This is a genomic window from Bacillus sp. RHFS10 (assembly GCF_016757475.1).
Classification (GTDB): domain Bacteria; phylum Bacillota; class Bacilli; order Bacillales; family Bacillaceae; genus Bacillus; species Bacillus subtilis_G.
This window is the reverse complement of record NZ_JAESPO010000005.1, coordinates 122,832-148,400: the sequence shown is the minus strand read 5'-3', so window position 1 is coordinate 148,400 and position 25,569 is coordinate 122,832. Positions and strand designations below refer to the sequence as shown.

Annotated in this window: 29 protein-coding genes and 3 riboswitches; of the genes, 10 read left to right on the top strand and 19 right to left on the bottom strand. The window is 42.8% G+C overall.

All coding sequences use genetic code 11. The annotated features are described in order from the left end of the window. Positions 1 to 45: 45 nt before the first annotated feature. Together motA and motB are read left to right on the top strand one after the other, a co-directional pair. A complete protein-coding gene (gene motA / locus JMN17_RS17090; protein ID WP_087990988.1) occupies positions 46 to 858 on the top strand; it encodes a flagellar motor stator protein MotA in 813 nt (270 codons plus the stop codon). Beyond that, positions 830 to 1,615: a flagellar motor protein MotB gene (motB, locus tag JMN17_RS17085; protein WP_087990987.1), complete on the top strand. Its 786-nt coding sequence runs from the start codon at positions 830 to 832 to the stop codon at positions 1,613 to 1,615. Before motA ends, motB begins: the two co-directional genes overlap by 29 nt. 39 nt (positions 1,616 to 1,654) lie before the next feature. Here motB and mhqR read toward each other — a convergent pair whose 3' ends face one another. Next, a complete protein-coding gene (mhqR, locus tag JMN17_RS17080) occupies positions 1,655 to 2,092 on the bottom strand; it encodes a MarR family transcriptional regulator MhqR (RefSeq protein ID WP_087990986.1) in 438 nt (145 codons plus the stop codon). A 195-nt stretch (positions 2,093 to 2,287) separates the two neighbouring features. Here mhqR and kinD point away from each other — a divergent pair, with 195 nt between their 5' ends. Next, positions 2,288 to 3,805: a sporulation kinase KinD gene (kinD, locus tag JMN17_RS17075; protein ID WP_202328600.1), complete on the top strand. Its 1,518-nt coding sequence runs from the start codon at positions 2,288 to 2,290 to the stop codon at positions 3,803 to 3,805. Between the two features lie 27 nt (positions 3,806 to 3,832). On the opposite strand, the gene JMN17_RS17070 is transcribed toward kinD, so the two are convergent. Beyond that, positions 3,833 to 4,264, bottom strand: a complete 432-nt coding sequence (locus JMN17_RS17070; protein ID WP_087990983.1) for a hypothetical protein — start codon at positions 4,262 to 4,264, stop codon at positions 3,833 to 3,835. 85 nt (positions 4,265 to 4,349) lie between these two features. Then, on the bottom strand, positions 4,350 to 4,607 hold the full coding sequence (gene spo0E / locus JMN17_RS17065) for an aspartyl-phosphate phosphatase Spo0E (RefSeq protein WP_087990982.1): 258 nt from the start codon (positions 4,605 to 4,607) through the stop codon (positions 4,350 to 4,352). A gap of 202 nt (positions 4,608 to 4,809) precedes the next feature. Between spo0E and JMN17_RS17060 the strand changes: the two genes are divergently transcribed. Beyond that, entirely contained in the window at positions 4,810 to 5,130 is a 321-nt protein-coding gene (locus JMN17_RS17060; protein WP_087990981.1) for a YkvA family protein, read from the top strand. 90 nt (positions 5,131 to 5,220) lie between these two features. Here the strand turns inward: JMN17_RS17060 and mtnD are convergent, their stop codons facing one another. The 5 genes from mtnD to mtnE form a co-directional block, all read right to left on the bottom strand. Next, the gene (gene mtnD, locus JMN17_RS17055; RefSeq protein ID WP_202328599.1) at positions 5,221 to 5,757 is read right to left on the bottom strand and encodes an acireductone dioxygenase; all 537 of its coding nucleotides are present in this window, start codon (positions 5,755 to 5,757) and stop codon (positions 5,221 to 5,223) included. Positions 5,758 to 5,771: 14 nt separating this feature from the next. Beyond that, positions 5,772 to 6,401, bottom strand: a complete 630-nt coding sequence (locus JMN17_RS17050; RefSeq protein ID WP_087990980.1) for a methylthioribulose 1-phosphate dehydratase — start codon at positions 6,399 to 6,401, stop codon at positions 5,772 to 5,774. After that, entirely contained in the window at positions 6,359 to 7,066 is a 708-nt protein-coding gene (gene mtnX / locus JMN17_RS17045; RefSeq protein WP_087990979.1) for a 2-hydroxy-3-keto-5-methylthiopentenyl-1-phosphate phosphatase, read from the bottom strand. The genes JMN17_RS17050 and mtnX overlap by 43 nt, the downstream gene beginning before the upstream one ends. Then, positions 7,063 to 8,280: a 2,3-diketo-5-methylthiopentyl-1-phosphate enolase gene (mtnW, locus tag JMN17_RS17040; protein ID WP_202328598.1), complete on the bottom strand. Its 1,218-nt coding sequence runs from the start codon at positions 8,278 to 8,280 to the stop codon at positions 7,063 to 7,065. Before mtnW ends, mtnX begins: the two co-directional genes overlap by 4 nt. An 84-nt stretch (positions 8,281 to 8,364) precedes the next feature. Continuing rightward, a riboswitch (SAM riboswitch) is annotated at positions 8,365 to 8,465 on the bottom strand. 41 nt (positions 8,466 to 8,506) lie between these two features. After that, the gene (mtnE, locus tag JMN17_RS17035) at positions 8,507 to 9,700 is read right to left on the bottom strand and encodes a methionine-glutamine aminotransferase (protein ID WP_087990977.1); all 1,194 of its coding nucleotides are present in this window, start codon (positions 9,698 to 9,700) and stop codon (positions 8,507 to 8,509) included. A gap of 94 nt (positions 9,701 to 9,794) precedes the next feature. On the opposite strand from mtnE, the gene JMN17_RS17030 reads away from it, so the two are divergent. The 3 genes from JMN17_RS17030 (at position 9,795) to mtnA (ending at position 13,180) form a co-directional block, all read left to right on the top strand. Beyond that, positions 9,795 to 10,574 (top strand): carbon-nitrogen family hydrolase, encoded by a 780-nt coding sequence (locus tag JMN17_RS17030; RefSeq protein ID WP_087990976.1) that lies wholly within the window; start codon positions 9,795 to 9,797, stop codon positions 10,572 to 10,574. Between the two features lie 83 nt (positions 10,575 to 10,657). Beyond that, positions 10,658 to 10,812: riboswitch (SAM riboswitch) on the top strand. 105 nt (positions 10,813 to 10,917) lie between these two features. Continuing rightward, positions 10,918 to 12,111: an S-methyl-5-thioribose kinase gene (gene mtnK / locus JMN17_RS17025; protein WP_141113381.1), complete on the top strand. Its 1,194-nt coding sequence runs from the start codon at positions 10,918 to 10,920 to the stop codon at positions 12,109 to 12,111. A gap of 7 nt (positions 12,112 to 12,118) precedes the next feature. Then, a complete protein-coding gene (mtnA, locus tag JMN17_RS17020; protein ID WP_087990975.1) occupies positions 12,119 to 13,180 on the top strand; it encodes an S-methyl-5-thioribose-1-phosphate isomerase in 1,062 nt (353 codons plus the stop codon). 33 nt (positions 13,181 to 13,213) lie between these two features. On the opposite strand, the gene JMN17_RS17015 is transcribed toward mtnA, so the two are convergent. The 3 genes from JMN17_RS17015 to kinE all read right to left on the bottom strand — a co-directional run bounded on the left by JMN17_RS17015 (position 13,214) and on the right by kinE (position 16,139). Then, entirely contained in the window at positions 13,214 to 13,339 is a 126-nt protein-coding gene (locus JMN17_RS17015) for a hypothetical protein (protein WP_141113380.1), read from the bottom strand. Between the two features lie 89 nt (positions 13,340 to 13,428). Further along, on the bottom strand, positions 13,429 to 13,926 hold the full coding sequence (locus JMN17_RS17010; protein WP_087990974.1) for a methylated-DNA--[protein]-cysteine S-methyltransferase: 498 nt from the start codon (positions 13,924 to 13,926) through the stop codon (positions 13,429 to 13,431). Then, positions 13,923 to 16,139 carry a sporulation two-component system sensor histidine kinase KinE gene (gene kinE, locus JMN17_RS17005; protein ID WP_087990973.1) on the bottom strand — a complete coding sequence of 739 codons (2,217 nt, stop codon included), beginning with the start codon at positions 16,137 to 16,139 and terminating at the stop codon, positions 13,923 to 13,925. Before kinE ends, JMN17_RS17010 begins: the two co-directional genes overlap by 4 nt. A 251-nt stretch (positions 16,140 to 16,390) precedes the next feature. Between kinE and JMN17_RS17000 the strand changes: the two genes are divergently transcribed. Beyond that, a complete protein-coding gene (locus JMN17_RS17000; RefSeq protein WP_087990972.1) occupies positions 16,391 to 17,413 on the top strand; it encodes an acyltransferase family protein in 1,023 nt (340 codons plus the stop codon). A gap of 40 nt (positions 17,414 to 17,453) precedes the next feature. On the opposite strand, the gene JMN17_RS16995 is transcribed toward JMN17_RS17000, so the two are convergent. From JMN17_RS16995 to htpX, 4 genes are all read right to left on the bottom strand, one after another. Continuing rightward, positions 17,454 to 17,624, bottom strand: coding sequence for a hypothetical protein (locus tag JMN17_RS16995; protein ID WP_087990971.1), 171 nt, complete (start codon positions 17,622 to 17,624; stop codon positions 17,454 to 17,456). A gap of 2 nt (positions 17,625 to 17,626) precedes the next feature. Further along, positions 17,627 to 17,782, bottom strand: coding sequence for a hypothetical protein (locus JMN17_RS16990; protein ID WP_087990970.1), 156 nt, complete (start codon positions 17,780 to 17,782; stop codon positions 17,627 to 17,629). Positions 17,783 to 17,936: 154 nt separating this feature from the next. Then, a complete protein-coding gene (locus tag JMN17_RS16985) occupies positions 17,937 to 19,286 on the bottom strand; it encodes a TrkH family potassium uptake protein (RefSeq protein ID WP_087990969.1) in 1,350 nt (449 codons plus the stop codon). A 174-nt stretch (positions 19,287 to 19,460) separates the two neighbouring features. Further along, the gene (htpX, locus tag JMN17_RS16980; protein ID WP_087990968.1) at positions 19,461 to 20,357 is read right to left on the bottom strand and encodes a protease HtpX; all 897 of its coding nucleotides are present in this window, start codon (positions 20,355 to 20,357) and stop codon (positions 19,461 to 19,463) included. A 169-nt stretch (positions 20,358 to 20,526) separates the two neighbouring features. On the opposite strand from htpX, the gene htpK reads away from it, so the two are divergent. Further along, a complete protein-coding gene (gene htpK, locus JMN17_RS16975; RefSeq protein WP_087990967.1) occupies positions 20,527 to 21,228 on the top strand; it encodes a transcriptional regulator HtpK in 702 nt (233 codons plus the stop codon). A 131-nt stretch (positions 21,229 to 21,359) separates the two neighbouring features. After that, positions 21,360 to 21,554: an acid-soluble spore protein SspD gene (sspD, locus tag JMN17_RS16970; RefSeq protein ID WP_010330194.1), complete on the top strand. Its 195-nt coding sequence runs from the start codon at positions 21,360 to 21,362 to the stop codon at positions 21,552 to 21,554. Positions 21,555 to 21,564: 10 nt separating this feature from the next. Here the strand turns inward: sspD and JMN17_RS16965 are convergent, their stop codons facing one another. The 4 genes from JMN17_RS16965 to JMN17_RS16950 all read right to left on the bottom strand — a co-directional run bounded on the left by JMN17_RS16965 (position 21,565) and on the right by JMN17_RS16950 (position 25,439). Next, the gene (locus JMN17_RS16965) at positions 21,565 to 22,707 is read right to left on the bottom strand and encodes an anti-sigma-I factor RsgI family protein (protein WP_202328597.1); all 1,143 of its coding nucleotides are present in this window, start codon (positions 22,705 to 22,707) and stop codon (positions 21,565 to 21,567) included. Further along, entirely contained in the window at positions 22,704 to 23,459 is a 756-nt protein-coding gene (gene sigI / locus JMN17_RS16960) for an RNA polymerase sigma factor SigI (RefSeq protein WP_202328596.1), read from the bottom strand. The genes JMN17_RS16965 and sigI overlap by 4 nt, the downstream gene beginning before the upstream one ends. A 262-nt stretch (positions 23,460 to 23,721) precedes the next feature. Further along, on the bottom strand, positions 23,722 to 24,513 hold the full coding sequence (locus JMN17_RS16955) for a TerC family protein (RefSeq protein ID WP_202328595.1): 792 nt from the start codon (positions 24,511 to 24,513) through the stop codon (positions 23,722 to 23,724). A 105-nt stretch (positions 24,514 to 24,618) separates the two neighbouring features. Further along, positions 24,619 to 24,726, bottom strand: a riboswitch (yybP-ykoY riboswitch). 47 nt (positions 24,727 to 24,773) lie between these two features. Beyond that, entirely contained in the window at positions 24,774 to 25,439 is a 666-nt protein-coding gene (locus JMN17_RS16950; protein WP_202328594.1) for a DedA family protein, read from the bottom strand. Positions 25,440 to 25,569 lie beyond the last annotated feature (130 nt).

Sequence of the window (25,569 nt, the reverse complement as noted above, 5' to 3'; positions counted from 1 at the left end):
ATATTAACCATAGACAAGCTAGAAAAAAAGGATTTGGTGAAAACTATGGATAAAACTTCGTTAATTGGTGTTATTCTTGCTTTTGTGGCATTGAGCGTGGGGATGGTTCTGAAAGGCGTCAGTTTCAGCGCGCTTGCAAACCCCGCTGCCATTTTAATTATTATCGCCGGGACAATCTCAGCAGTGGTCATTGCGTTCCCAACTAAAGAAATTAAAAAAGTGCCCGCGCTGTTCCAAGTGTTATTTAAGGAAAACAAACAGCTGACAATAGAAGAGCTTATTCCTATGTTCTCTGAATGGGCCCAGCTTGCTCGCCGCGAAGGCCTTCTTGCTTTAGAAGCGAGCATTGAAGATGTAGATGATGCTTTCCTCAAAAACGGGCTCAGCATGGCTGTTGACGGGCAAAGCGCGGAATTTATCAGAGATATCATGACAGAGGAAGTCGAAGCAATGGAGGACAGGCATCAGGCCGGAGCCGCTATTTTCACACAGGCAGGAACGTATGCGCCGACACTTGGAGTACTCGGAGCTGTAATCGGACTGATCGCCGCCCTATCTCATATGGATAACACAGATGAGCTTGGACACGCCATCAGTGCGGCCTTTGTTGCCACCCTTCTCGGTATCTTTACGGGATATGTATTATGGCATCCTTTCGCGAATAAATTAAAACGAAAATCAAAACAAGAAGTAAAACTGCGTGAAGTCATGATCGAAGGCGTCCTTTCCGTACTTGAAGGACAAGCACCGAAAGTCATCGAACAAAAGCTTTTAATGTACCTTCCTGCGAAGGACCGCTTGAAATTTGCAGAACAAGGAGAGGCGCAAAATGGCGAGAAAAAAGAAGAAGAAGCATGAGGACGAGCACGTTGATGAATCATGGCTGGTTCCTTACGCCGATATTCTAACTCTTCTCCTGGCTTTATTTATTGTGCTGTACGCGAGCAGCTCGATTGACGCAGGTAAGTTTCAAATGCTTTCAAAATCATTTAATGAAGTCTTTACGGGCGGCACCGGCGTGATGGACTACTCCAGTGTCATCCCTCCTGAAAACGATTCAGACGGAATTGATGAAGTGAAAGATGAAAAAGAAGAGAAAGAGAAAAACAAGAAAGATCGAGAAAAAGCGGCTGATCAAGAAGAACTTGAAAGTGTCAAGAGCCAGGTAGAAAAGTTCATCAAAGATAAAAAGCTCGAACATCAGCTGGAAACAAAATTGACTAGTGAAGGTCTTCTGATTACGATTAAAGACAGTATTTTCTTTGATTCTGGGAAAGCGACCATCCGTAAGGAAGATGTTCGGCTTGCAAAAGAGATTTCCACTCTTCTTGTGATTAACCCGCCGAGGAATATCATTATCAGCGGACATACGGATAATATGCCAATTAAAAATTCTGAATTCCAATCAAACTGGCATTTAAGCGTCATGAGAGCGGTAAACTTTATGGGACTCCTGGTTGAAAACCCTAAGCTTGACGCAAAAGTGTTCAGTGCCAAGGGCTATGGTGAGTATAAACCGGTGGCTTCCAACAAAACTGCGGAAGGCCGAAGCAAAAACCGGCGCGTTGAAGTTCTCATCTTGCCGAGAGGCGCTGCGGAAACGAATGAACAATAGAAAAAAAGGAAGCCTTGTGATAGATCAGGCTTCCTTTTTTTACTTATTATGAAACTGTTTTGCGTTTAATCCTACTCTTTTTAACATCTCTGTACACATCTCTACCTCTTCTTCGCTTAATACGCTGATCATTTCATCAATTTCCGCAGCGTGATCAGGAAAAATATCATTCAAAAGACCGGTGCCTTTTTCAGTGATTTGTGCAAATGTCACTCGTCTGTCTGTAGGAGACGCTTTCCGAATGAGAAGTTCTTTTTGCTCCAGCTTATCTACAACATATGTGATGCTCCCGCTAGCCAAGAGAATTTTATCCCCTATCTGCTGCAGCGGCTGATCGCCTTTATGGTACAACAGCTCAAGCACAGCAAATTCAGTCGGATTCAGCCCATGATTATGAATATGCTTATTCATATGATCGTTAATAGACCGATACGCGCGCGACAGCACGATAAATAACTTCAGTGATTTTTCTGTCATGTCTCAATCATCCTTTTAGAAACCGTTACAGAGAAACATTAATAAACAAAGACGGAAATGTCAATAAAAATCTTTCCAATATTTCTCTTCTTTTTGATCATGTAAACCACCCAACATCTTTTTCTAATTTTTTTGGTTATTTTTTCTTATTAAAGAAGAAGAAACAATGATATAATACCTCTAATCAGGTGTAAGTTGGAGCGATGCAAATTGAAAATACTAAAAGGCGCCTGCGGGAGAATCAAACTTTATTTGATACTGGTCGTGATTCCGGCACTCGTCATCAGCTTTTTCGTATATGAAAAAGAAAAAGATACAATAGCTATAGAACATAAGCAAGAAGCAAGTGTTATGCTGAACCTTCACCGCAACAAAATTAATTATTTAATCGGAGAAACAAAGGCGAGAATGACCTCCCTGTCCATCGCCATCGACAGACCGGTTGATATAAAAAAAATGCAGTCTATTTTGGAAAAAGCCTTTGATTCAGAGCCGAGATTTTCCGGTCTCTATCTTCTTAATACAAAAGGAGACGTCACTGCAAGTTCAACAGAATTAAAAACGAAAGTAAACCTGGCAGACAGATCTTTTTTTACAAAAGCGAAGGAAACCAAAAAGACAGTCATTTCAGAAAGTTATTCGAGCAGAATTACAGGCCAGCCAATTTTTACAATTTGTGTCCCTGTTTTGGACTCAAAACGAAATGTGACAGATTATCTTGTCGCAGCGATTCAAATTGATTATTTGAAAAATATCATTAACTTGCTGAGCCCTGATGTTTATATTGAAGTAGTGAACCAAGACGGGAAAATGATATTTACGAGCGGACAAGCCTCTCATGCAAAAGATCAGAAACCAGTCAGCGGATTTCTGGATGATATCAGCTGGAATATGAAAGTATATCCGAAGCCGGTCACAATAGAAGAACTGACGAAAAGCCTTGTTCTGCCACTTTCATGTACTATTGTTTTGCTGAATATCCTTTTTATTCTCGTGCTGTATTATTTGCTGAAACGCCAGACTCAGCTGGAGCGCTCAGAAAATGAGGCGCAAAAATTAGAGCTGATCGGGACGCTTGCTGCCAGCACAGCTCATGAAATCCGCAATCCGCTCACCGGCATAAGCGGCTTTATTCAGCTGCTGCAAAAGAAATATAAAGGTGAAGAAGATCAGCTGTACTTCTCCATTATTGAACAAGAGATAAAGCGCATTAACCAAATTGTGAGTGAGTTTCTCGTTCTCGGAAAACCGACAGCTGAAAAATGGGAGCTGAACTCGCTTCAGGATATTATCGGTGAAATTATGCCGATTATCTATTCTGAGGGCAACCTATACAATGTTGAAGTCGAATTACAGTATTTAACCGGGCAGCCCTTACTCGTTAAATGTACAAAAGATCATATTAAACAAGTGATTTTAAATGTAGCAAAAAATGGCCTCGAATCAATGCCTGAGGGAGGAAAACTGACGATCTCCTTGGGTGCTTCGGATCAAAAGGCCATTATCAAAGTTGTGGATAACGGTGAAGGGATTTCTCAGGAAATGCTGGATCATATCTTCCTTCCCTTTGTTACTTCTAAAGAAAAAGGAACCGGTCTCGGCCTTGTCGTATGTAAACGGATTGTGCTGATGTACGGAGGCTCCATTCATATCGAAAGTGAAGTGCGAAGAGGTACAGAGGTGACGATCATCCTCCCCGTATCCGCTTCATAGCCCCCTTGACTGTGTCAGGAGGGCTTTTTATCTTCGTGACCGGGCATTGCCACTTGACTTGCTCGCCGTTCTGCCAGAAAAGAGTATTTTGATGAAGCGCAGCAGCATTTTCAGAAGCAAAAAAAACATAAAGAATACCAAAAAACCCTTTAAACCCTCAGTAGCATCTAAAAACTCCATATTCCCTCTCCCCGTCACTTTTTGTTGAATTTCAATCGCGAATACGATGACAATGATAACTGTAACGGTATAGATAAAGGACAAGGCTGTCATGCTCCACTTAGAAATCCAAGTAAACACAGCGTGAGTGACGCCGAAAAAGAAAATGCCAAAAACGCCAATCACCCAAAAGTGCATTTCTTTGTCGGTTAAATGAATGCCGAACATTCCGCATAATGAAATAAAAGCATCATGAAATTGATTGATCATTTCAGTAATGATAATCGCCAGTTCTTTCATCAGTTCCCTCTTTCATATGAATTTTTCCAGAAAAAAAGAGCGCTTCTGAAAAGCTCTCTCTTTATATATGCATCTGATAGCGCCGCTATTTATTTGCATCATATGCAGGCATGACATCTCTGCGGGGCCACAAGCCTAATTTCTTTACAAGGCCTTGAATCCCTTGAGAATGTTCGTTTTCTAGCATAAGCTGCTGATATTCATTCATTAAACAGTCCAGCTCCTGACTGTGCCTGATCGTGTCATGGCCCGTAAATCCCTGTTTTCTAGCGGCATCTATCATTAACTTTCTTTTTTCATCAATAGACACCAACAATCTTTCTTGTTCAGAAGAACCGCCCATTCACTTCACCCCTCGCCGCTAAGAAATAGGAAACAAGTTTGATTGGGTTATTGTGCATTATTACAGATTATACTTTATTTGTAAACATATTTTCATTAAATAAGTTAATTTTTCAGGTATAATAGATTTATTGATAGGATTAGAAGAACAATACCCAGAAGAAGAATATCTTAAACACGCCGCCAGGCAGGAGGTATGCCACATGAAGAAAAAGAAAGCGTTGATGCTCGGAGCGGCAGGCGGAAAAGCGATTTTAAAAAGGAAAAACCGAAAAAAATGTATCCAGCATATTACTGTTTTTTTGCAAATGCTTCGTGATTGGAGAAACGGCGACTACCCCCATTCACAGGTTAAAACGCTTTTACTTCTAACTGCTGCCATCTTGTATATCGTCATGCCGCTCGATATCATTCCAGACGTTATCTTCGGTCTTGGGATCATAGACGATGCAGCTGTTTTAGGTTTGATTTGGACACTGATTAAAAAAGAAATGTCACGATATGAAAAATGGCGTTTGCAATGAAGAAGCCCCGTTCGATTTGAAAGGGGCTTTCAGATTGTTGACAACATCCTAATACTTTTTGAGTTTTAGGATGTTGTCCTCTTTTCCTGCTTATTGATTCACGCTGTCCTTTTCATAAATCGGAATCCAGCCTTCGGTTGTCACAAAGATTCTTACCGCGACAACTTTTCGGTCCTCCTGAAGGGTGAAGTAATGGCGGATATTTTCAGGCACTGAGATTAAATCTCCGGGGTTTAAACGGACATCAAAAAACGTGCCGTCTTTGCCTTGAATGACAAAAATCCCATGGCCGCTTACGATAAAACGGACCTCATCGTCTGTGTGGTGATGCTCTCTTTTAAAGTTCTCAAGCAGTTCATCAAGTTTCGGATTGCTGTCTGACAATGAAATAACATCCTGTGCTTTGTAGCCGCGGCGGTTTGAAATATCTTTAATTTCAGTTTCAAAGGCATCAAGGATTTGCTGGTTTTCTTCTTCTGTCAGATCATATTTCTCTGAAAGCTGTTCCGGGAGATTACTGATATCCCATTGTTCATAAATGACCTCTTGACTGTCCAGAAAGCTTGCTACTTCCTCTTGATTTTCAATCGTTGTATTTGCCTCATCATGAATACGAATTGTTGCCATTTCAGTTCCTCCTTTTATTTAACCAGCTGATGCTGAATTGTGTTCAATTTCAAATGGTAGCTGAACAAAAATTCATATGCTTCAAGCACTCTTTTTGCTTCAAATGCTGTTCGGCCCCAAGCTGTAATACCGTGATTTCGGATTAGAACAGCTCCTGAATCTTCTGAAACCTCTTCCGCAAACAGTGCCGCGAGCGTCGGAATATGAGCTGGATTTTCAATGATCGGAATGGTCACTTCTGCATTCTCTTCCCACAGTCCGAGCGCTTTTATGATTTCCTGGCCTCTGAATGTGATTTTCTTTTGGTCTCCGTATAGCTCTGAGATGACATTATTGTTTATCGTATGGACGTGCAGGCAGCATCCGGCATTGGTTTTATTGTACAAATGTGTATGCAAAAGCGTTTCCGCTGACGGTTTCAGAGAATGCCCGCTTTCGGCAGGCTCTCCGTTTTGATCCACCAGCAGAAAATCTTCATCCGTCTCTTTGCGTTTATCTTTTCCGCTTGCGGTTACGAGAAAGGTTAAAGGCTCATCAGAAACCTTAATAGACAGATTGCCGCTAGTCGCCGGAAACCAGTCTCTTTCAGCCAATTCCCGTTTTACTTCAGCGAGCTCTCGCCAGCGTTCTTGTTTTGCAGCCATTCCTGTACCTCCGTTACGTTCTCAATATCTTTTCTAACCTCATGAAAATCTTGATACGGGAGATGATTCAGATTTCGCTCCCGGCATTCGTTTAATAAATAATCCCTTGCAAAGCAAAGGTCAGACAGCTTTGCCGCCTCCACATCTGTAACCGAGTCACCGATCATGATGAGATATTGGTCCGCTTCAGAAAGTTCATGTATCACCGACGGTTTGCAACACCCGCATTGATTGCTGCATGATCCTTTGCAAGAATGAGGCCAGTCAATATGAATATAGTCGCTGTCAAATGACGCATGGTTGCAATAAATACGTTCTTTCTCCACAATGCCTTCAAGCAAAGGATACACAAAAAAGTCCATTCCTCCGCTTACGACATAAAACGGAAGCTCGTGCTCATTGATAAACGCTACAAATTCCCGAAAGCCTTCCCTGATTTTTGCATCTTCCAATACAAATCTTGTAATCTCTTCTTTTAAACTGCTAGGCAGAAGGCCGAACATCCGCCCGACACCTTCCTTGATCGACAGCGTTTTGGAAAGGACGCCGTCTTTTAATGCCGTCCACTCCGGGGGAGCGAATGTTTTCATGATGCTTATAATGTTGTCGTTTCTCGTGATGGTTCCGTCAAAGTCACAAATGATTAAAGGTTTTCGGGTCGTCATACGGCTTCAACCTTTCCCCATTTATCAAGCGCAAGCTTTAGATCCTTGCATTGTTCGGCTTTTTCATCAATCGGCTGGGCTTCTAAGACCGCATCAATAATGGCTCTGAACGCTTTGCCCCCGCCTTGAGCGCCGTTCGGATGTCCGTGTACGCCTCCACCGGCGTTAATTATATGATCTATGCCGAAATCCCGCATTAAAAGCGGAACCATACCGGGATGAATGCCTGCTGACGGAACGGCAAATGTTTGGTTAAAGGCATCCTCTCTTACACATTCTTCATGAATCGCCAGCGCATGTTCTTTCGGAAGCGCAACCGAGCCGTATGGCGACGGAAAGAGACTGAAGTCAGCACCGCAATACCGGTTTAATTTTCCGAGCAAAAGAGCGTGAGAAAAGCCATAAAACGGAGAAGATGTGAACGCCCCGCTGACCGCTGGATGCGCCATAATCGGGATCGCAATTTCGGGATCTTCCGCAAGGCTTTGCATGACGTCCAAGCCGTAAGCGAAAACATTAAACAAAAGCGCATCCGCTCCTAATTCGGCGGCGCGTCTCGCTTTATCTTTCAGATCAGCCGTACGTCCAGTCAAATTGACCGCATACAGCGTTTTATGCCCGGTTTGTTCATACGTTTCTTTCAATATTTGCTTTCCCTCTGTAATTCTTGTTTCAAAAGGCGCCGGACCTGTCTCAAAGAAAATTTCATCGTCCTTGATCAAGTCAACTCCGCCAAGCGCCTGCTGTCTGAGCTGTTCTTTAATATCACTCAAGTTCCTTCCGATAACCCCTTTAAATATGCTCATTAACAGCGGTCTCTCAAATTCCCCCAGCAACTTCCGGATGCCGTATACGCCAAACTTCGGTCCCGGCAGTGTGCGCTTAAATGCTTCAGAGAAGTGAAGATCGAGTAATTTGATTTTTCCGTCCAGCGACAGCTTGCCAAACACTGTTGTCAGCAAAGCCGGAATATCCTGAGAGAAATTGATGTCAGGATAGGCGATTGTGATCACCGCTTGTTTTCCTGATGCAGGAGTTCCCTCTCTTTCCTCGACCTTTATCACCCGTCCCTTGTGCTTTTGCATTTGCTCCTGTTTCACCAAGGGCAAATCCGTCCAAGAGCCAACTGTCAATCCTGTTGCGATTTGTTCTGCTTTTTTCTCTGTATCGGCTCCCGGTTCGGTCAGGAGATATGTTGCCAATAACTCACTCATGCCAGAGCTCCTTTCATTTTCATCCATATAAAAAAACCTCTTCAAACAGCAATCGCGTCTAAAGAGGTTTCGTTTCTCGTCCGAATCTTATCTCTCAGCCGCCAGCTGCAAGAATTAGCACCGTGCTTTACAAGTCGGTTGCCGGGCTTCATCGGGCTCGTCCCTCTGCCTGCTCTTGATAAGAAAATATAGATTTTATAAATTATTTCGAATTATCCCATCGTTATCAAGTCTTGTCAATGCTTTTTTGGGTAAACAGGTTCAGCTTCCCAATTCGATAAGCGGCTTCCTTCAGCCTTTCTTCACTTGTCAGCAGCCCGACTCGGACGTAGCCCTCGCCATATTCACCGAAGCCGTTTCCGGCTGCAACCGCCACATTCGCTTTTTCCAGCAAAAGGTTTGAGAACTGCTCGGAAGTATAGCCTTCAGGCACAGGCAGCCATGCAAAAAATGAACCTGCCGGAGCTGTCACATCCCAGCCGATTTTCCGGCATGACGCGATCCAAGCGTTTCGCCTGCTTTCATATCGGGCATTTTGCTCCGCCACACACGTCTGATCAGCTAACAGTGCCGCCGCTGCAGCCTCCTGAGTCGCTCTGAAAAGACTGACAAACATATGATCTTGATACAGATTGATCGCTTCAATGACCGAAGCGTTTCCAACGGCAAAGCCGACCCGCCACCCTGCCATATTATACGTTTTTGACAGTGTGTAAATTTCAATACCGATATCCTTGGCACCTTCAGTCTGCAAAAAACTTAAAGGCTTTCCGCCGTCAAATCCTACAGCGCCGTAAGCAAAATCGTGAACGACACAGACCCCGTTTTCTTTCGCAAAACTCACGGTTTCTTCAAAGAAGTCAGGGGTAGCAACGGCTCCGGTCGGATTATTCGGATAATTCAAATACATCAATTTCGCCTGTTCCCTCACTTCAGCGGCGATACTGCTGTAATCAGGAAGAAACGCTCTGTCCTTTACGAGCGGCATCATTTCCATCTTCGCTTTCGCGAGTGCCACACCTGACCAGTAATCAGGATAGCCTGGATCCGGAACTAAAATGGTATCTCCGGGATTCAGCAAGCATTGCGGGAGCTCAACCAGACCGGCTTTCCCGCCGAATAATACAGCGACTTCAGTTTCCGGGTCAAGATCAATGCCATATTCTCTTTTATAAAATGCTGCCGCTGCTGATTTCAGACTGTATGAGCCGCGAAAAGACGAGTATTTATGATTTTCAGGATCAGCAACAGCCCGTTTCATTTCCTCGACGATATGTTCCGGAGTCGGCTGATCCGGATTTCCCTGTCCGAGATTGATGACGTCGTGTCCTTCTGCGAGCTTTCGGTTCACTTGCTGCACCAAAGAAGCGAAGAATTGTTGAGGCAGCTCCTTCAATACATCAGATTGTTCAAATTTCATCTATTCTCACCTTCTAAAAAAATCTTGAAATGATAGTCCATCATCATATATGGTTAAATAAAAAAAGTAAAGAAAAATGTGGAGTGATAATAAGATGAAATGGACGATATCTTGTCTTCAATTTGATATTTCATACGGAAAACCTTCAGAAAATATAAAAAAGGCTGAATTCTTCATCGAAAAAGAAAGCAAACATGCTGACGTTCTTGTTCTTCCTGAACTATGGACAACCGGATATGACTTGGCCAACCTTGATGAGCTCGCTGATGAAGACGGACGTTCTGCTCAAAGCTGGCTGAAGAATACGGCAAAAAAACATGGCGTTCATATTATCGCCGGATCGGTTGCTGTCAGAAAGGATTCTGATGTTTATAATACAATGTACATCGCGGATAAGGAAGGACAAATCATTAAAGAGTACAGGAAAGCCCATCTTTTTCAGCTGATGGATGAGCATGTGTATTTATCAGCCGGTTCCGAAGACGGATACTTTGAGCTTGATGGCGTCAAAAGCTCAGGATTGATCTGTTACGATATCCGTTTTCCGGAGTGGATCAGAAAACATACGACAAAAGGTGCCAACGTGCTGTTTATTTCTGCGGAATGGCCTCTTCCCCGCCTTGATCATTGGAAAAGCCTGCTTATTGCGCGGGCCATTGAAAATCAATGCTTTATCGCTGCCTGCAATTGCACCGGTTCAAATCCAAATAATGAATTTGCCGGGCATAGCCTGATTATTGATCCGTGGGGGCGCGTCCTAGCTGAAGGCGGCCGGGAAGAAGGCGTTGTCCGAGCGGAAATCGACCTTCAGGAAAGCGTTAAGGTGCGGGAAAACATTCCTGTTTTCGATGATATCAGAAAAGATTTATATTAGAAAATAGATTGACAATTTACTTAAACACCTGTTACTATGTTCATCAACTGATAAATTAGAATTGTTTAACAAGTGAATATATTCTCTTATCGAGAGTTGGGCGAGGGATTGGCCTTTTGACCCCAACAGCAACCGACCGTAATTCCATTGTGAAATGGGGCGCATCTTTTTCGCGCCGAGACGTTCGTCTCTTAAGGCACGGTGCTAATTCCATCAGATTTGATCTGAGAGATAAGAGAGGCGGACATTATATGTTAAGCCTCCTTCTCTCTGAGAAGGAGGCTTTTTTACGGCCATTCAGCTGAAAACATATCAAGAGATTACATAATTGGAGGTTATGACAATGGCAGTCACAAAAACACCTTTATACGAAACGTTAAATGAAAGCTCCGCTGTGGCACTTGCGGTGAAGCTTGGCTTATTTCCAAGCAAAAGCACGCTGACATGCCAGGAGATCGGAGACGGCAACTTAAATTACGTTTTTCATATTTATGATCAAAAACATGACAGAGCTTTGATTATTAAACAGGCGGTTCCTTATGCAAAAGTTGTCGGAGAAAGCTGGCCGCTGACAATCGATCGAGCCAGAATCGAAAGCAGCGCTCTCATCCGCCAAGGCGAGCATGTCCCTCATCTGGTTCCAAGAGTGTTTTATTCCGATACAGAAATGGCAGTTACTGTCATGGAGGATCTTTCTCACTTAAAAATCGCAAGAAAAGGACTCATTGAGGGCGAAAACTATCCGCGCCTGTCCCAGCACATCGGTGAATTTTTAGGAAAGACCCTTTTCTATTCTTCAGATTACGCGCTTGAACCTAAGGTGAAAAAACAGCTTGTTAAGCAGTTTACAAACCCGGAGCTGTGCGACATTACGGAAAGACTTGTTTTTACAGATCCTTTCTTTGACCATGACACAAATGATTTTGAAGAAGAGCTTCGTCCTTTTGTCGAAAAGCTTTGGAATAATGACAACGTCAAAATCGAAGCCGCTAAACTGAAAAAGTGTTTTTTAACATCTGCAGAAACGCTGATTCACGGTGATTTGCACACAGGAAGCATTTTCGCCAGCGAACTTGAAACAAAGGTGATTGATCCTGAATTTGCTTTTTACGGACCGATCGGATTTGATATAGGCCAATTTATCTCCAACTTATTTTTGAACGCACTCGGCCGTGACGGTGATGACAGAGAGCCATTATATCACCATGTCAAGCAGGTCTGGGAAGCATTTCAAGAGACATTCACTGAAGCCTGGGAGAGGGACAGTCTGGATGTTTACGCCAACATCGACGGTTACCTTACTGACACCCTCAGTCATATTTTTGAAGAGGCGATCGGATTTGCAGGCTGCGAGCTGATACGCCGGACGATCGGCCTTTCCCATGTGGCTGATCTGGATACAATCGTGCCGTTTGATAAACGAATCATCAGAAAACGGCTGGCGCTCGAAACCGGCACAGCCTTTATTGAAAAACGTTCGGACTTCAAAACGATCACAGATGTTATTGAATTATTTAAGTTACTTGTAAAGGAATGATCCATTCATGACCCATTCATTTGCTGTTCCACGTTCTGTTGAATGGAAAGAAACAGCTATTACCATTTTAAATCAACAAAAGCTTCCTGACGTGACCGAATATGTGGAGCTGACGACGAAAGAGGATGTATTTGACGCGATTGTCACGCTCAAGGTAAGAGGCGCCCCGGCCATCGGCATTACGGCTGCCTTCGGACTTGCGCTTGCTGCAAAAGACATAGAAACAGATGATGTCACGGAATTCCGCAGCAGACTTGAAGATATCAAACAATATTTAAACAGCTCACGGCCTACCGCCATTAATTTATCTTGGGCGCTTGAAAGACTGAGCCATTCGATCGAAAACGCCATTTCCGTAAATGAAGCAAAAACGAACCTTGTCCATGAAGCGATTCAGATACAGGTCGAGGATGAGGAAACGTGCCGGATGATCGGCCAAAACGCCCTGCAGCTTTTCAAAAAAGGCGACCGGATTATGACGATCTGCAATGCCGGTTCTATCGCGACGAGCCGCTATGGAACGGCACTCGCTCCATTTTACTTGGCCAAACAAAAGGATTTGGGACTGCATATTTACGCTTGTGAAACAAGGCCTGTCCTTCAAGGTTCACGACTTACTGCGTGGGAGCTGATGCAGGGGGGCATCGATGTCACTTTGATTACAGACAGCATGGCCGCCCACACGATGAAGGAAAAACAAATTTCCGCCGTCATCGTCGGAGCCGATCGAATTGCAAAGAACGGTGATACGGCAAATAAAATTGGAACATATGGTCTCGCGATTTTAGCAAACGCCTTTGATATTCCGTTTTTTGTCGCTGCACCATTATCTACATTTGATACGAAAGTGAAAAGCGGCGCCGATATCCCGATAGAGGAACGGGATCCTGAGGAAGTGAGGCAGATTTCCGGAGTGCGGACCGCTCCGTCTGATGTGCCTGTCTTTAACCCCGCTTTTGACATTACACCGCATCATCTCATTTCGGGAATCATCACAGAAAAAGGGATTATGAGCGATAACTATGAAGAAGAAATTGAACATCTGTTTCAAGGCGAAAAGGTTCACTAAAAAACCGTTGGGCTTTGCTCATTATGGGCCAAGTCAACGGTTTTTTTGTTTGTTTTGATTGATATGAATGATTTCATCTTTTTGAGCGCTTGATAAGATATGCAGTTTCACAAACAGTTCGGCAAAAGCGGCAATTTTTTCAGAGCGGCTCGGCTTCAATGGCTTTGTCCTCCTTTTTCGTCAGACCAACTTTTTTAACCTAATAAAATGATATGTCGGGCCGCAAAAAAGGGAACGTGCCATACGTTTTATTTTTCTTTGTAGGAAATTTGCTCGATGTTCAGCAAAAATGCTTTGATATCGGTTTTGCTCCCGGCGTATCCTGTTAACGCGCTGTTTTTGCTGATCACTCTGTGGCACGGGACAAAAATCGGCAGGTCATTTCGTTTATTAGCCTGTCCGACGGCGCGCACCGCTTTCGGACTGCCGACCGCAGCGGCAATGTCAGCATAGCTTCTCGATTCTCCGTATGGTATCATCGCCAGCGCCTCCCATACTTTTCGCTGAAAGGGAGTGCCCTTTTGGCTCAGCGGCAGTGAGAATGTCTTTCTTTCGCCGGCAAAATATTCATGAAGCTGTTTTTTCGCTTCCGCCAAACAAGGTGTTTCCTTGTGCTCTATATGCTGAACGGTTTCTTTCCAATCCATCCAATCTTCCTGGCTGAGAAATAGGCGGGTGATATGGCCATCCGCCTCGGCAATCATAAATTCCCCGAGCGGCGTTTTAGCTGTCGTATAGTAGTTCACTCTTCACTCCCTCTTTCTTGAGCATTCTGTCTGACGGGAAGCGTAAGGTGGAAAACCGTGCCCTTCCCTTCTTCACTTTCTACCATGATCTCGCCTTGATGTTCTTCAATAATTTTATAGCTTACCATAAGCCCAAGTCCAGTTCCCCGTTCCTTTGTCGTGTAAAACGGTTCACCAAGGCGTTTTAATTTATCTTCTGTCATTCCGACTCCCTCGTCTTTTAAGGAGATGAGAACATGATCTTGATCCAATGTCCTTATCGTCACAAAAATGTTTCCGCCGTCGGGCATCACTTCGATGGCATTTTTTAATATATTGATAAATACTTGTTTCAGCTGATTCGGTTCACAGTAGATCGGAGGAATGTCGTCAATTAAATCAAGATGCATTTGCACGTTGCTGAGATTGGCTTGCGCGTTCAGAAGGTCTATGGTGTCTCTCATAATTTGGGTGATATGTTTTTCTTCATACATAATGGCCTGGGGCTTGGCTAAAATCAAGAATTCGGTGATGATGGATTCGATGCGCTTTAGTTCTGAGGTGATCACGTTGAAGTAAAGGGTATAGTCTTCCTCCACACTTCCTTTCAGGAGCTGAATAAAGCCTTTAAGTGCTGTCATCGGATTTCTGATTTCATGAGCGATGCCGGCAGCGAGTTCGCCGACAACATGAAGGGTATCCGACTTGCGCAGGCGTTCCTCCAGCTCTTTTCGCTCCGTTACGTCTTTAAAGATAGCCAGGTTCATATTTTGAATGATATTTCGTTTAAATGAGAATTCCAGTTTTCTATTGTCACTGCTGCTCAGCAAAAACGGAATTTCGTTGTCCATTTCATCAAAATTAATCTGCCTTGCCGGTGATGCAAGATTTTCTATTTCATACGAAGAAATAATATCTAACAGGCTGTGCTTTTTTATCTCTTCATAAGACAGGCCTAAAATATGGCTTGCTAACGGGTTAGCGTCGATGATCCTGTATTGATTGTCGAACAATACATTGCCGTCCATTGAGCCGTTGAACACTTTTCTGAATTTCAGCTCGCTTTCCCGAAGCTCCTTTTCCATCCGCTTTCTGTCGCTGACATTTCTTAAAATCGTCAAGTGCTGGTTTTCGAGTATGGTCCGCTTTGAAGTAAATTCGAGTTCTTTGAACTGCCCGTTCGCCATTTGAAACAGCAGCTCTTCTCTGATCTCTCCGTATTTTGCGTATTTCCTCTTCGTTATGCTGTATTTCCGCTGCGAGTCAACGAGAAAATCACACACCTTTCGTTTCAGCAGCAAATTCATCGGCAGCTCAAAGATTTTACAGGCGGACTGATTCGCCTTCACGATTCTTCCGTCATTTGACCAGATGATAATGGCGTCCATCGCATTTTCAAATATTTCTCTGAAGCGCTCCTCGCTTTTAAAGAGCTGCAGCTCCATAGACCGCTTCTCTGTAATGTCCCTCATAATGGACATATAAAAACCGCTGATGATGTTTGACGTGATCGTGAATTCAAATAGCTTTTGGACACCTGAACGAAGCTTGACGGGCAGCTCCCCCTTCGCTTTCCCCTTGCGGTTGAGCGTCTTCCAAATATTATCGAAATCTTTACGTGAGCCGCTGTCTATGAATTTGTACAACGATAAATGAGACAGCTCATTTTGATTGATTTCAAAACTTTTACAGAAGGACAAATTCGCATCAATAAAACCGCCATCTTTATCAAACAGAACGATTCCGTCAACCGCTCTGTCAAACAAGTCCTTAAAAAGCTGTTCATTCATAGAGAATTCCCGCTCTAGAATCTTCTTGGAAGATATGTCTCTCATGACAACAAAAAAGAAATCCTCGCCAATCCCTCTTTTGGCCAGAAACTCTATGTATTTAGTCGCTCCGCCATCAAGCCTGACCGGCACCTCCTTCCATAGGAAACCTTTCTTAAAAAACTTCTTTACAGCAAGATTCAGTTCATCCTTTGGGATAGAAAACAAAAAATCCAAAACGGAGCGAGTCTTCAAATCCTCCGAATCAACTTGAAGCATCCTTTCTGTGGCTTCATTCGCCTGAACGATTCTCAATTCATTATCACATATAAAAATAGCATCGAGCGTATTGTTGACAATCACTTGATGCTGATCTAACTCCTTTTTCAGCCGTGCATTTTCTTCTTTGATTCGCTTCAGTTCTTCCCGCAGCTCTGACTTAGTCTGGACATCAAGAGTTCCCATGCGTGTACACTCCTTCTTCAAAACCTATCCCTCAATATTTCTACAAAATGCAGGAACTTCCTTCATTTGCCCTATAAATTTCAGTAAATTTCAGCGCGGTTACATAACGAAGACATTTTCTACGATCCTTACCTCCACTTTACATCGACCTAACAATCAGCTGTTTTTCAATTCATTTTTCTTCTTTTATTTTAAAATATAAACCACCAGGGAATAATCTCTTAATGACTGATTAAAGAGAAGGTGATGCTATGAGTAAATCGCGGGACAGTTATTTTGATAATGCCAAATTCTTATTGATATTCCTTGTTGTATTCGGCCATATTCTTCGTTCTTTTATTCATGATAACAACTTTATGCTCTACCTTTACAAGTTCATTTACACATTCCACATGCCTGCCTTTATTCTTGTTTCCGGTTATTTTGCGAAAGGCTTTAAACGCGCTGGATATGTGAAAAAGCTGGCGGTCAAGCTGATTATTCCGTATTTGATTTTCCAAATCATCTATTCCGTATTTTATTACATGATGCAAGACGAAAGCATGGCAAATGTGAATCCGATTGATCCGCAATGGTCGTTATGGTTTCTCGTAAGCTTATTCTTTTGGAACCTGCTGCTTTATCCTTTTTCAAAGCTTTCAAAGCTGTGGGCGCTGTTTGTCAGCTGCGGTATTGCCGTGCTGATCGGTTATCTAGACTTTGTCAGCAGCACGCTGAGCTTGTCACGGACATTTGTGTTCTTACCGATGTTCCTTGTCGGGTTTTATCTGAATAAACACCATTTTGATTTATTGAGATCAAAACGGGGCAAACAAATTGCACTCGGGGTGCTTGCCGCCGTATTCGTCATCTGCTGGGGCGTCGACTTTGACTATTCTTTACTGTTCGGCTCTAAACCGTATTCTTCATTTGGAGACGTTACCTTGGCAAGCGGGCTTTCCCGAATCGGCTGGTATGTACTCGCCTTTGCGGCAACCTTCAGCTTTTTAGCGCTTGTTCCGCAAAAACGGTTTTTCTTTACGAAATGGGGAACCCGGACATTTTACGTGTATTTGCTCCACGGGTTTATTATTAAAACGCTGAGACAGGTCGGGCTTGAGGATGGGCTTACTGACTATCAAAACTTAGTGATTCTCTTACTCTTAACAGCAGCCCTGACATCAGTACTCTCAAGCAATTTTGTTAAGACAGTTGCTCAGCCCTTCATTGAGCTGAGAATGACCAGCTTATCGCAATTTGTCAGAGGAACGGGCAAAAATGCTTATTTAAAATAGAAAAGCGCCTCTTAAGCGGACGCCGCCTAAGAGGTCTTTTTTATTTTCGTTTGTTCTCTTTTTTCTTTTCAGGCTTTGTGATTTCTAGCGTTTCGATGATCTTCCCGGCATTGTAATCCCCTAATTCACTTGAGAATTCTTCCTCCAGCACCTTCTTATTCATTGGCTTTTTATGATTTTGCATCTCTCTGCTATGGCGGTTTTTCTTCAAAATCACATGCCTCCTTGCCGGCCCTGTTTGGAATTGCGGTTGGCACCCCTAAAATTCGGGTTGTCATGATACTGTGTCTTATATGAATTTGGGTCCATGCTCTCGGTAGGTGTATTGTTATTTTTAATGGCCTCATCCACTTCGGCTTTGCGCTTCATACGAATCCTCCTCGCCTGTTTTTCAGACATTTGATTTCGCTAAAGATGCAGGAGCGTTAAACCGCACCTGTAGATGTTAGGTTCTCCAACTCAAACGGCGGCACACATCTTTTTTTTGGCAATCAAAAAACACCGCAAAACACGCGGTGTTTTTCTATCCGATAATCACTCTTTCCTTCGGATAATGATAATTCGCTTCAATTTCCTTCCTTCCGATCAGATACAGGAAGGTCAGGATGCCGATTCGCCCGATAAACATGACAATCATAATAACGCATTTTCCAACGTTGCTTAAATCAGCAGTAATTCCAAGTGACAGACCGGTTGTACCGAATGCCGAGCAGACTTCAAACAAAATCTCAAGCAGGGAATGCTCTTCAGTAATCGTAAGAATGAGTGTCGCGCCAAAAACGAGCAGAATCGCCATCATTGTGACAACAAGCGACTTCATGAGATCAGCAGGATGCAGCTCCCGTTTGAATACCTTTACGGATTTATTGCCGCGGGCAAAATGAAACAGCGCCAGAAGATTCAGGGCGAAAGTCGTTGTCCGTATGCCTCCCCCTACTGAACTTGGCGACGCACCGATAAACATCAGCGCACTCATAAATAGCAGGGTCGGGTCAGACAGCTGGCTTATATCAATCGTGGCAAGCCCTCCGCTCCTTGTTGTGGTTGATTGAAATAGAGAAAGGAATAAAATATCATGCCACGATTTACCTGCAAACAAATGATTTGCTTCAAGGACATAAATCCCTATCGAACCAAACAAAACAAGTGCGCCAAACATTGTTGTTGTAATTTTTGTAAATAAACTAAACGGATATCTCCGGTTTTTGGAAAACAAAAAGTCTTTCACTTCCACTAGAACAGGGAAACCGATGGCTCCGAAAATAATCAATAACAGTGTAATAAATTGCACAAAATAATCATGCCGATAGGGTATCAGAGAGCTGCCTGTTATATCAAAACCGGCATTTGTGGTTGCACTGACACTCGCAAAAAAACCATGCAAGTAAGCATCTTGAATGGAATCGTAGTAGGTTAAAAAATATGTCCCAAGGATGATGGCGCCAAAGAGCTCAATCCATAATATGAGAAAGAGAATCTGTTTCATAAGATTGACGATCCCAGAAAATTGTGATTGATTTTGATCGACCATCATTAATTTCCGTTCTTTTAACCCTATTCTTTTGCCCATTAGCAGCCAAACAGAAGTGCCTAATGTCATAATGCCAATTCCGCCAAACTGCAGAACAAACGCAAGAATAACAATTCCTGTTGTACTAAATGTATCAGCCGTATTCACAACAGAAAGCCCGGTTACGCTCACGGCGCTGACTGCTGTAAACAGAGCATCGATAAAAGACCATTCTGCTCCTTGTTTATGGGCCACTGGAAGACTCAATAAAATAACTGCAACCGTCACCGCAAGAAAATAATAAACCGCGATCAGCTGGGCCGGTGACAATGCCTGTATCAATTTTCCAAACTTTAATTTCATGTAAAATCCTTCTGCCTCTCTTTTTAAGTACGGTAATTATTCTAAAGATATTGGACACAATTTTAAAGGCTTTTACGCAACATTTTCTTAACTTGCTTATTTTTTTATCATTTTAGTCAAAGGATCAAATAAAAAACCTCTGAGAGGTTCTCTCAGAGGAACAAGGTGTTTGTATTATTTAGCTTCTAACCTTCTGATTCGCTCATCTAAATCAGGGTGAGTAGAGAAAAGCGAAGAGCGCTTCTTGCCATTAATCTTTAATGTTTGGACAGCTGTCTGATCGTCTTCCTTAATGCGGGAAGAATAGCTCTTAAGCGTCCGCAGCGCGTGAATCATTTTATCCTTGCCGGCCAGATCGGCTCCTCCTCTGTCAGCGTGGAATTCACGATGGCGTGAGTACGCAAACACAACCAGGCTGCCGAGAATGGAAAAGACAATCTGAAAGACAATCACTGCAATAAAATGAACGATCGGCGCAAGGTCTTCCTTGACAAAACGGCTTGCAATCCATGCTGCGATACGGGATAAAAAGACGACAAAGGTATTGACGATACCTTGTAAAAGCGTCATCGTAACCATATCACCGTTAGCGATATGCGCGACCTCGTGGGCAAGCACACCTTCAACCGCAGCATCATCCATTTGCTCCAGCAGTCCTGACGATACCGCCACAAGAGAACGGCGTTTTGACGGTCCAGTCGCAAACGCGTTCACTTCAGGCGAACGGTAAATGCCGACCTCCGGCATTTTCGTTAAACCGGCAGAACGGCTTAATCGATGAACACGATCAACCAATTGCTGCTCCTCGTAACTGAGCGTATGTTTTTCCGGATTCAGCACTTTGACGCCCATCATCGTCTTGGCCATCCATCTGGACATCGCAAGAGACATAAAGGAGCCGACAAAACCAACAACCAAACTGAACACAAGGAGCGCAATTGGATCGATACCGCCATCAGCGGTAAAGTACGTCCCGACTCCGGTAACCGAGCTTAAAACAGATAAAACGATCCCGATTGTTGTAAGCACCAAAATATTCGTTAAAATAAACAAAAAAATTCTTTTCGCCATAATAACCTCCGTTATTTTAAGTTCAAAAGAACTTGTATATTTAAATTATAAAACATCTGTTTGAAAATGCAAGGAATTAGACGTATGATGTTAATGTATTGCTGACGCTTAAATTTTAAATTCATACATAGACTTATATTCGCGTCAAATTGTTTTGAAGAGGTGAACAATGAACATTTTCAAACTCACTCGAACCGATATGGTGCGGCTGCTCTATTCCCTAAAAGGACAAGGAGAAATAAGCCCGCTCGACATTGTCGTCCAATCAGCGAACATGTCAGCAGATAAAGCTGCCAATCATCTTGAAATTCCTGAATTTCTTACAAGATATGAACGAAAAAAACAAAAAAAAGAATACGGTCTCTCTACAAACGAAATCGTAGAACTCGGCAACCTATGCGAGCTGACTTCGTTAAAGTCAACCGCAATCCAAAACTGGGTAAAGCGTGATTTCAAAGATCTGATCGGACATCCTGAGCTGGGCAAAAAATATTCGGTTGAACAGGCAGTCATACTTTTAATTGTACGTGATTTAAAATCGATTTATGACTTTGAACATATACGGGCTATTTTAAGAGTGGCGTTTAACACCATCTCAGACAGAACCGATGATGTCATCAGTCCGATTTCTTATTATGAAAGCTGCGCATATGTGCTTGATGCCGTTCATCACCAGGACACACCTTCTATGAAGGAATCAAATCTGCAGGAGATCGTCGAACAGGAAACAGATCGTCTCCGCCATCGTTTTGAAGAATTAAATGACAGCCAATGGCTTAAAATCAGACAGATTATTGCCATAACAGTTCTCTCCATTTTGACATTCCATATTCAGGCAACCGCACATAAAATGACAGCTGACATTCTATAGACTGCGGTGCCCCCGGCTAAAAAACCGGGGGCTTTCTTATTTTCCACAACAATTCCCAGCATAAATAACCCCCGTACATTTCAAACTAACTACGCGTTAAGAATTCTTTATAGAAAAAGGAGATGAAAAAGATGGCGAGCAGAAATAAACTCGTTGTTCCAGGGGTGGAGCAGGCACTAGACCAATTCAAACTCGAAGTGGCTCAAGAATTCGGTGTGAACCTTGGTTCTGATACAGTCGCACGCGCTAACGGCTCTGTAGGCGGGGAAATGACAAAGCGGCTGGTACAGCAAGCACAATCACAAATAAATGGCACAACTAAATAAATTCAGGCCTTTATTCGCCGGGGTCACTCGGCGAATTTTCAGTTTGAGCTGAATTATTTTCACTGCTGTAGCCGTTTGGATTACGGCGGTCAGAAGCGTTATCCCTGTTTGACGAAGAACGATTCTTGCCTTGTTCACCGTTATTCCAGTCCCTGTGATATTGGCTTTGATCCTTTTCAGCGCTGTTTCCTTCATTTCCTTTATCTTGAGGATCTTGTATTGGGGTTTGCTGATCCCCATCTTTTTCAGCATTTGTGTTTTCATCTGATTCCTTTACATTTTTATCTTTGTCACCATCGTTAGTCTGGCCATCCGTAGTATCTTTTTTCCGGTCTCCGGAATCTATATCATCCTGCTGTTCATTATCTCCTTGCTTGCTGTCCTGGCCGTCAGGTTGATCTTTTTTTTCATCCTCATTTTCGGCACTGTTTTGATTCTCTTCCCCGGATGGTTTGCTGGGGTCCTCTTTTGAATCTTTATTGTGATTCTTTTCGTTTGATTTGATGTAGCTGCCTGTTGAAACGCCTTCCTTCTTCGCTTTTTCCCTTGTTTGCATATCTGACTCAAGAGATTCCATGCGGTATGTCGTTTTATATTTTTCCGTCACATCATTCAGCTGTTTTTTCACAGCTTTTTTATATGTATTGTCTTCCGTATTTTCATAAACAGTGGAAATCAATATTTCTTTCGATTCCTTTACATATCCATGTTCACTGCAGTCGGTAATAATATTATCAATCACCTTTTTAAAATCAGTCTTCTCCCAATTATCTATATCATTGACGACCTTCTTTCCCTCATCGTTTAGAGGCGTCAGTTCAATCACTTCGTAATCGCTGTTTAACGCCATTTCAAAGCTTGGATTGATATCAATTGTCATATACGCATAGGCCTTATTATTTGAAAAAACGGGGAGAACTATAAAAATAAAAAGCATAATAGCAGTCATCGCAAAGATCCCCATTTTGAAAGGGCGCAGTTTTAAAAAATCAAAAAAGCTGGCCCTTCTGCCCATGCGTGTTTCACTCGGAAGCATGATTTCTTCTCCGATTTCATAGCTGCTGCGATCATGTTTAGCTTTTAAAAATTGTCCGTCAGGGGTCAGCAACGTGACGAATTTTCTATTTTTCTCTACTATAATCCCTCTTCTCATGAGTGCAGCACCCCTTTAAGATAATCTTTTAAATAAATATAATCACCCGTAATGATAATACACATCGCAATAATATATTTTCTGTTTCTCTCAATCGTTTTTCGGCTTACAGAGACCAGCTGTTCGAGCTGTTTCACCGGAAGCTGTTTCTTTGTATACAGGATAGCGGCCAATTCTTCATGTTCAACAAGGGTAATCGCCACCTTTATGGCGTTTTGCCTTGCGTCCGTATGTTTTGGAGAGTTTTCAAGCAGCTCTTTAAACGATAAACCATAATCTTTTAGCTGCTTTTGAAAATAGAGGATTTCCTCCCGCCTCTGCTCCTGTTCAATCTGACGGCGGTATTCATCAATGGAAAGCTCGGCTTCGATCAGGCTTTGTGATGACTCCTGATCGTCTCCTTCCTGTAAATCGATATTGATATTCTGTGCGCTTCTTGCTTCTTTTCTGATGTAATCAATGACTTTTCTTTTTATAATAAGCTCAGCAAATGCGAGCAGCGAATTTCCTTTTTCAGATGAGTATTTTTCAATAGCTTCATTAAATGCGATGAGTCCGATGCTGAACTCATCGTCTTTTTCATCTATATATCGTTTACAAACGGATGAAACCGTCTTTGCGATAAATGGCTTATATTGCTGTATTAATTCATTTTGCAGATCTTTATTGCCTTTTTGTATACTTTCAACCGTTTTTTCAAGCGTTTGCTTCTTTTTTCCTAATTTAAACAAAAGGCTAAGCACTGGTTTCACCTCAGTTCCTCCCTATAACTACTCATTAATGATAGCTAATTTGATAGGGATTCGCAAAGGAGAAAAAGAAATATTGATTTCCAATGTCTCAATTATGACAAACCATTCTGACGTACTATACATGATTTCGTGCCTTTCTAGAGAATTAAGGGGGTTTTATCAGTGTTTTTTGTAACAAAGCTGTTATAAAAATGTTATTTTATTTCGTCTATGAAAACGTTTTAAACATGAAAAGACTCTGCTTTTTAAGCAGAGTCTCAGATTACGCCCTTTCCCGGCTGCTGTTATTTTGTTCGTTTTGTGTGCCCTCCGGCTGTTTTTTACCTGACATGAACCAGCCGGAAACCGCGATTGCCGCTAAGACACCCCAGAATATCAGCTTCCATGTTCCAGAATGGATAAAGTGCTCAGAAACAATCGCTATGTCATGATGGGCAAGTGTATATAAAGCAAGCTTCACTCCGACCCAGCCGACAATCACAAAGGCTGCTGTTTCTAGGCTTGGTCGTTCCTTTAATAACTTAACAAACATTGAAGCCGCAAATCGCATGATCACCAGGCCGATGATACCTCCGGCCAAAATGACGGCAAATTGCCCTCCGTCAAGTCCGCCGATCTGCGGAAGCGGTGTTGCAGGAAGCGTAACCGCCAGCGCTACTGCTGCTAAGATGGAATCAACCGCAAACGCGATATCTGCCAATTCAACTTTTAAAACAGTCGGCCAAAAACCGCTTTGCTTCGTCTCTTTATGCGTGTCTTCTTTTTTAAACACATATCTTTTCAATAAGTGGCTTATTGAGATATACAGCAAGTAGATCGCGCCAATCGCTTGAACCTGCCATACGTTGACCAAAAAAGAAATGGCGAATAAAGAGCCAAATCGCAGAACAAAAGCCCCTGCCAACCCATAAAATAACGCCTTTTTTCTTTTTTCCTCCGGCAAATGTTTTACCATTACCGCCATCACTAACGCGTTATCGGCGGCTAAAATACCTTCCAGCCCGATCAAGACGAGAAGAACCCAACCATACTCCAATAATAATGCTGCATCCATAAATGATACCCTCCCAAAAAAGTTGTTTTCTTTCTCTTCATCCGATCTTATGGCGGCCGGACCATGCAAAAAAGACCTTTGCCGTCATAAGGCAAAGGTCTTGCTAGACATGAATTCAGGCATGCCAACAAAGCCGATGGATATCACAATCCATGGAATGACGACTTTGTTTCCGGAAAACAAATCCGGACGCTACTCCCCTTTGGGATTTCAAGAAATATAATATTATATGTCAATGATATGTGCAGCGAGATCATTTGTCAACGCTTATTTTTTAAAAATGCAGATAAATGTTCTGAGTGCGCGCGTTTTTTCCTCTTTTTGATCAGCAAGTAGACCACGAACAAAGCTAAAATTGCAATCCCGATCGGAAGCATGTATTGATCGAGAATAGAGCCGACTTCCTTCCAATTTTCACCGAGCTTCACACCGAGATACACATATACAAATGTAATGGGCAGCATGGCGATGAATGTGTAAATCGAAAATACCCAAACGTTCATTTTTGCAATGCCGCACGGTATAGAGATCAATGTGCGGATGCCTGGCAAGAAACGGCCGCTGAAGGCCACAAACCCCCCGTGTTTTTTAAAAAATTCATCCGACTTATCGAGAGCTTCAGGCTTAATGAAGAGATACTTCCCGAAACGTTCAAGAAACGGCCTCCCGCCGTATCGGCCTATCCAATATAGCGTGAGCGGGCCGGCAACTCCCCCAAGCGACCCCGCCAAAACAGCGCCGGTAAGCGTCATATCACCTTTAGATACCCAATAACCCGCAAGCGGCAGGACGATTTCAGCAGGAATAAACTCAATACAGAGCGCTAGAAATATTCCAAAATAAGATAGGCTTTTAAATGCTTCTATCCAAGACATAATCAGTTCTTCGATATCCATCACTTCCCTTTTTTCATCTTTATGTATCATACATTTTGTTTTTTTCAGAAAACGTCAACATGATTTTAACACATATTTCACGGTCAGCTGAACTAAAAATAGATCTCTTGCAATTTCTATGGTCTCAAAGGCTGAAATTCTGCGGTTAAGCAGCCGATAA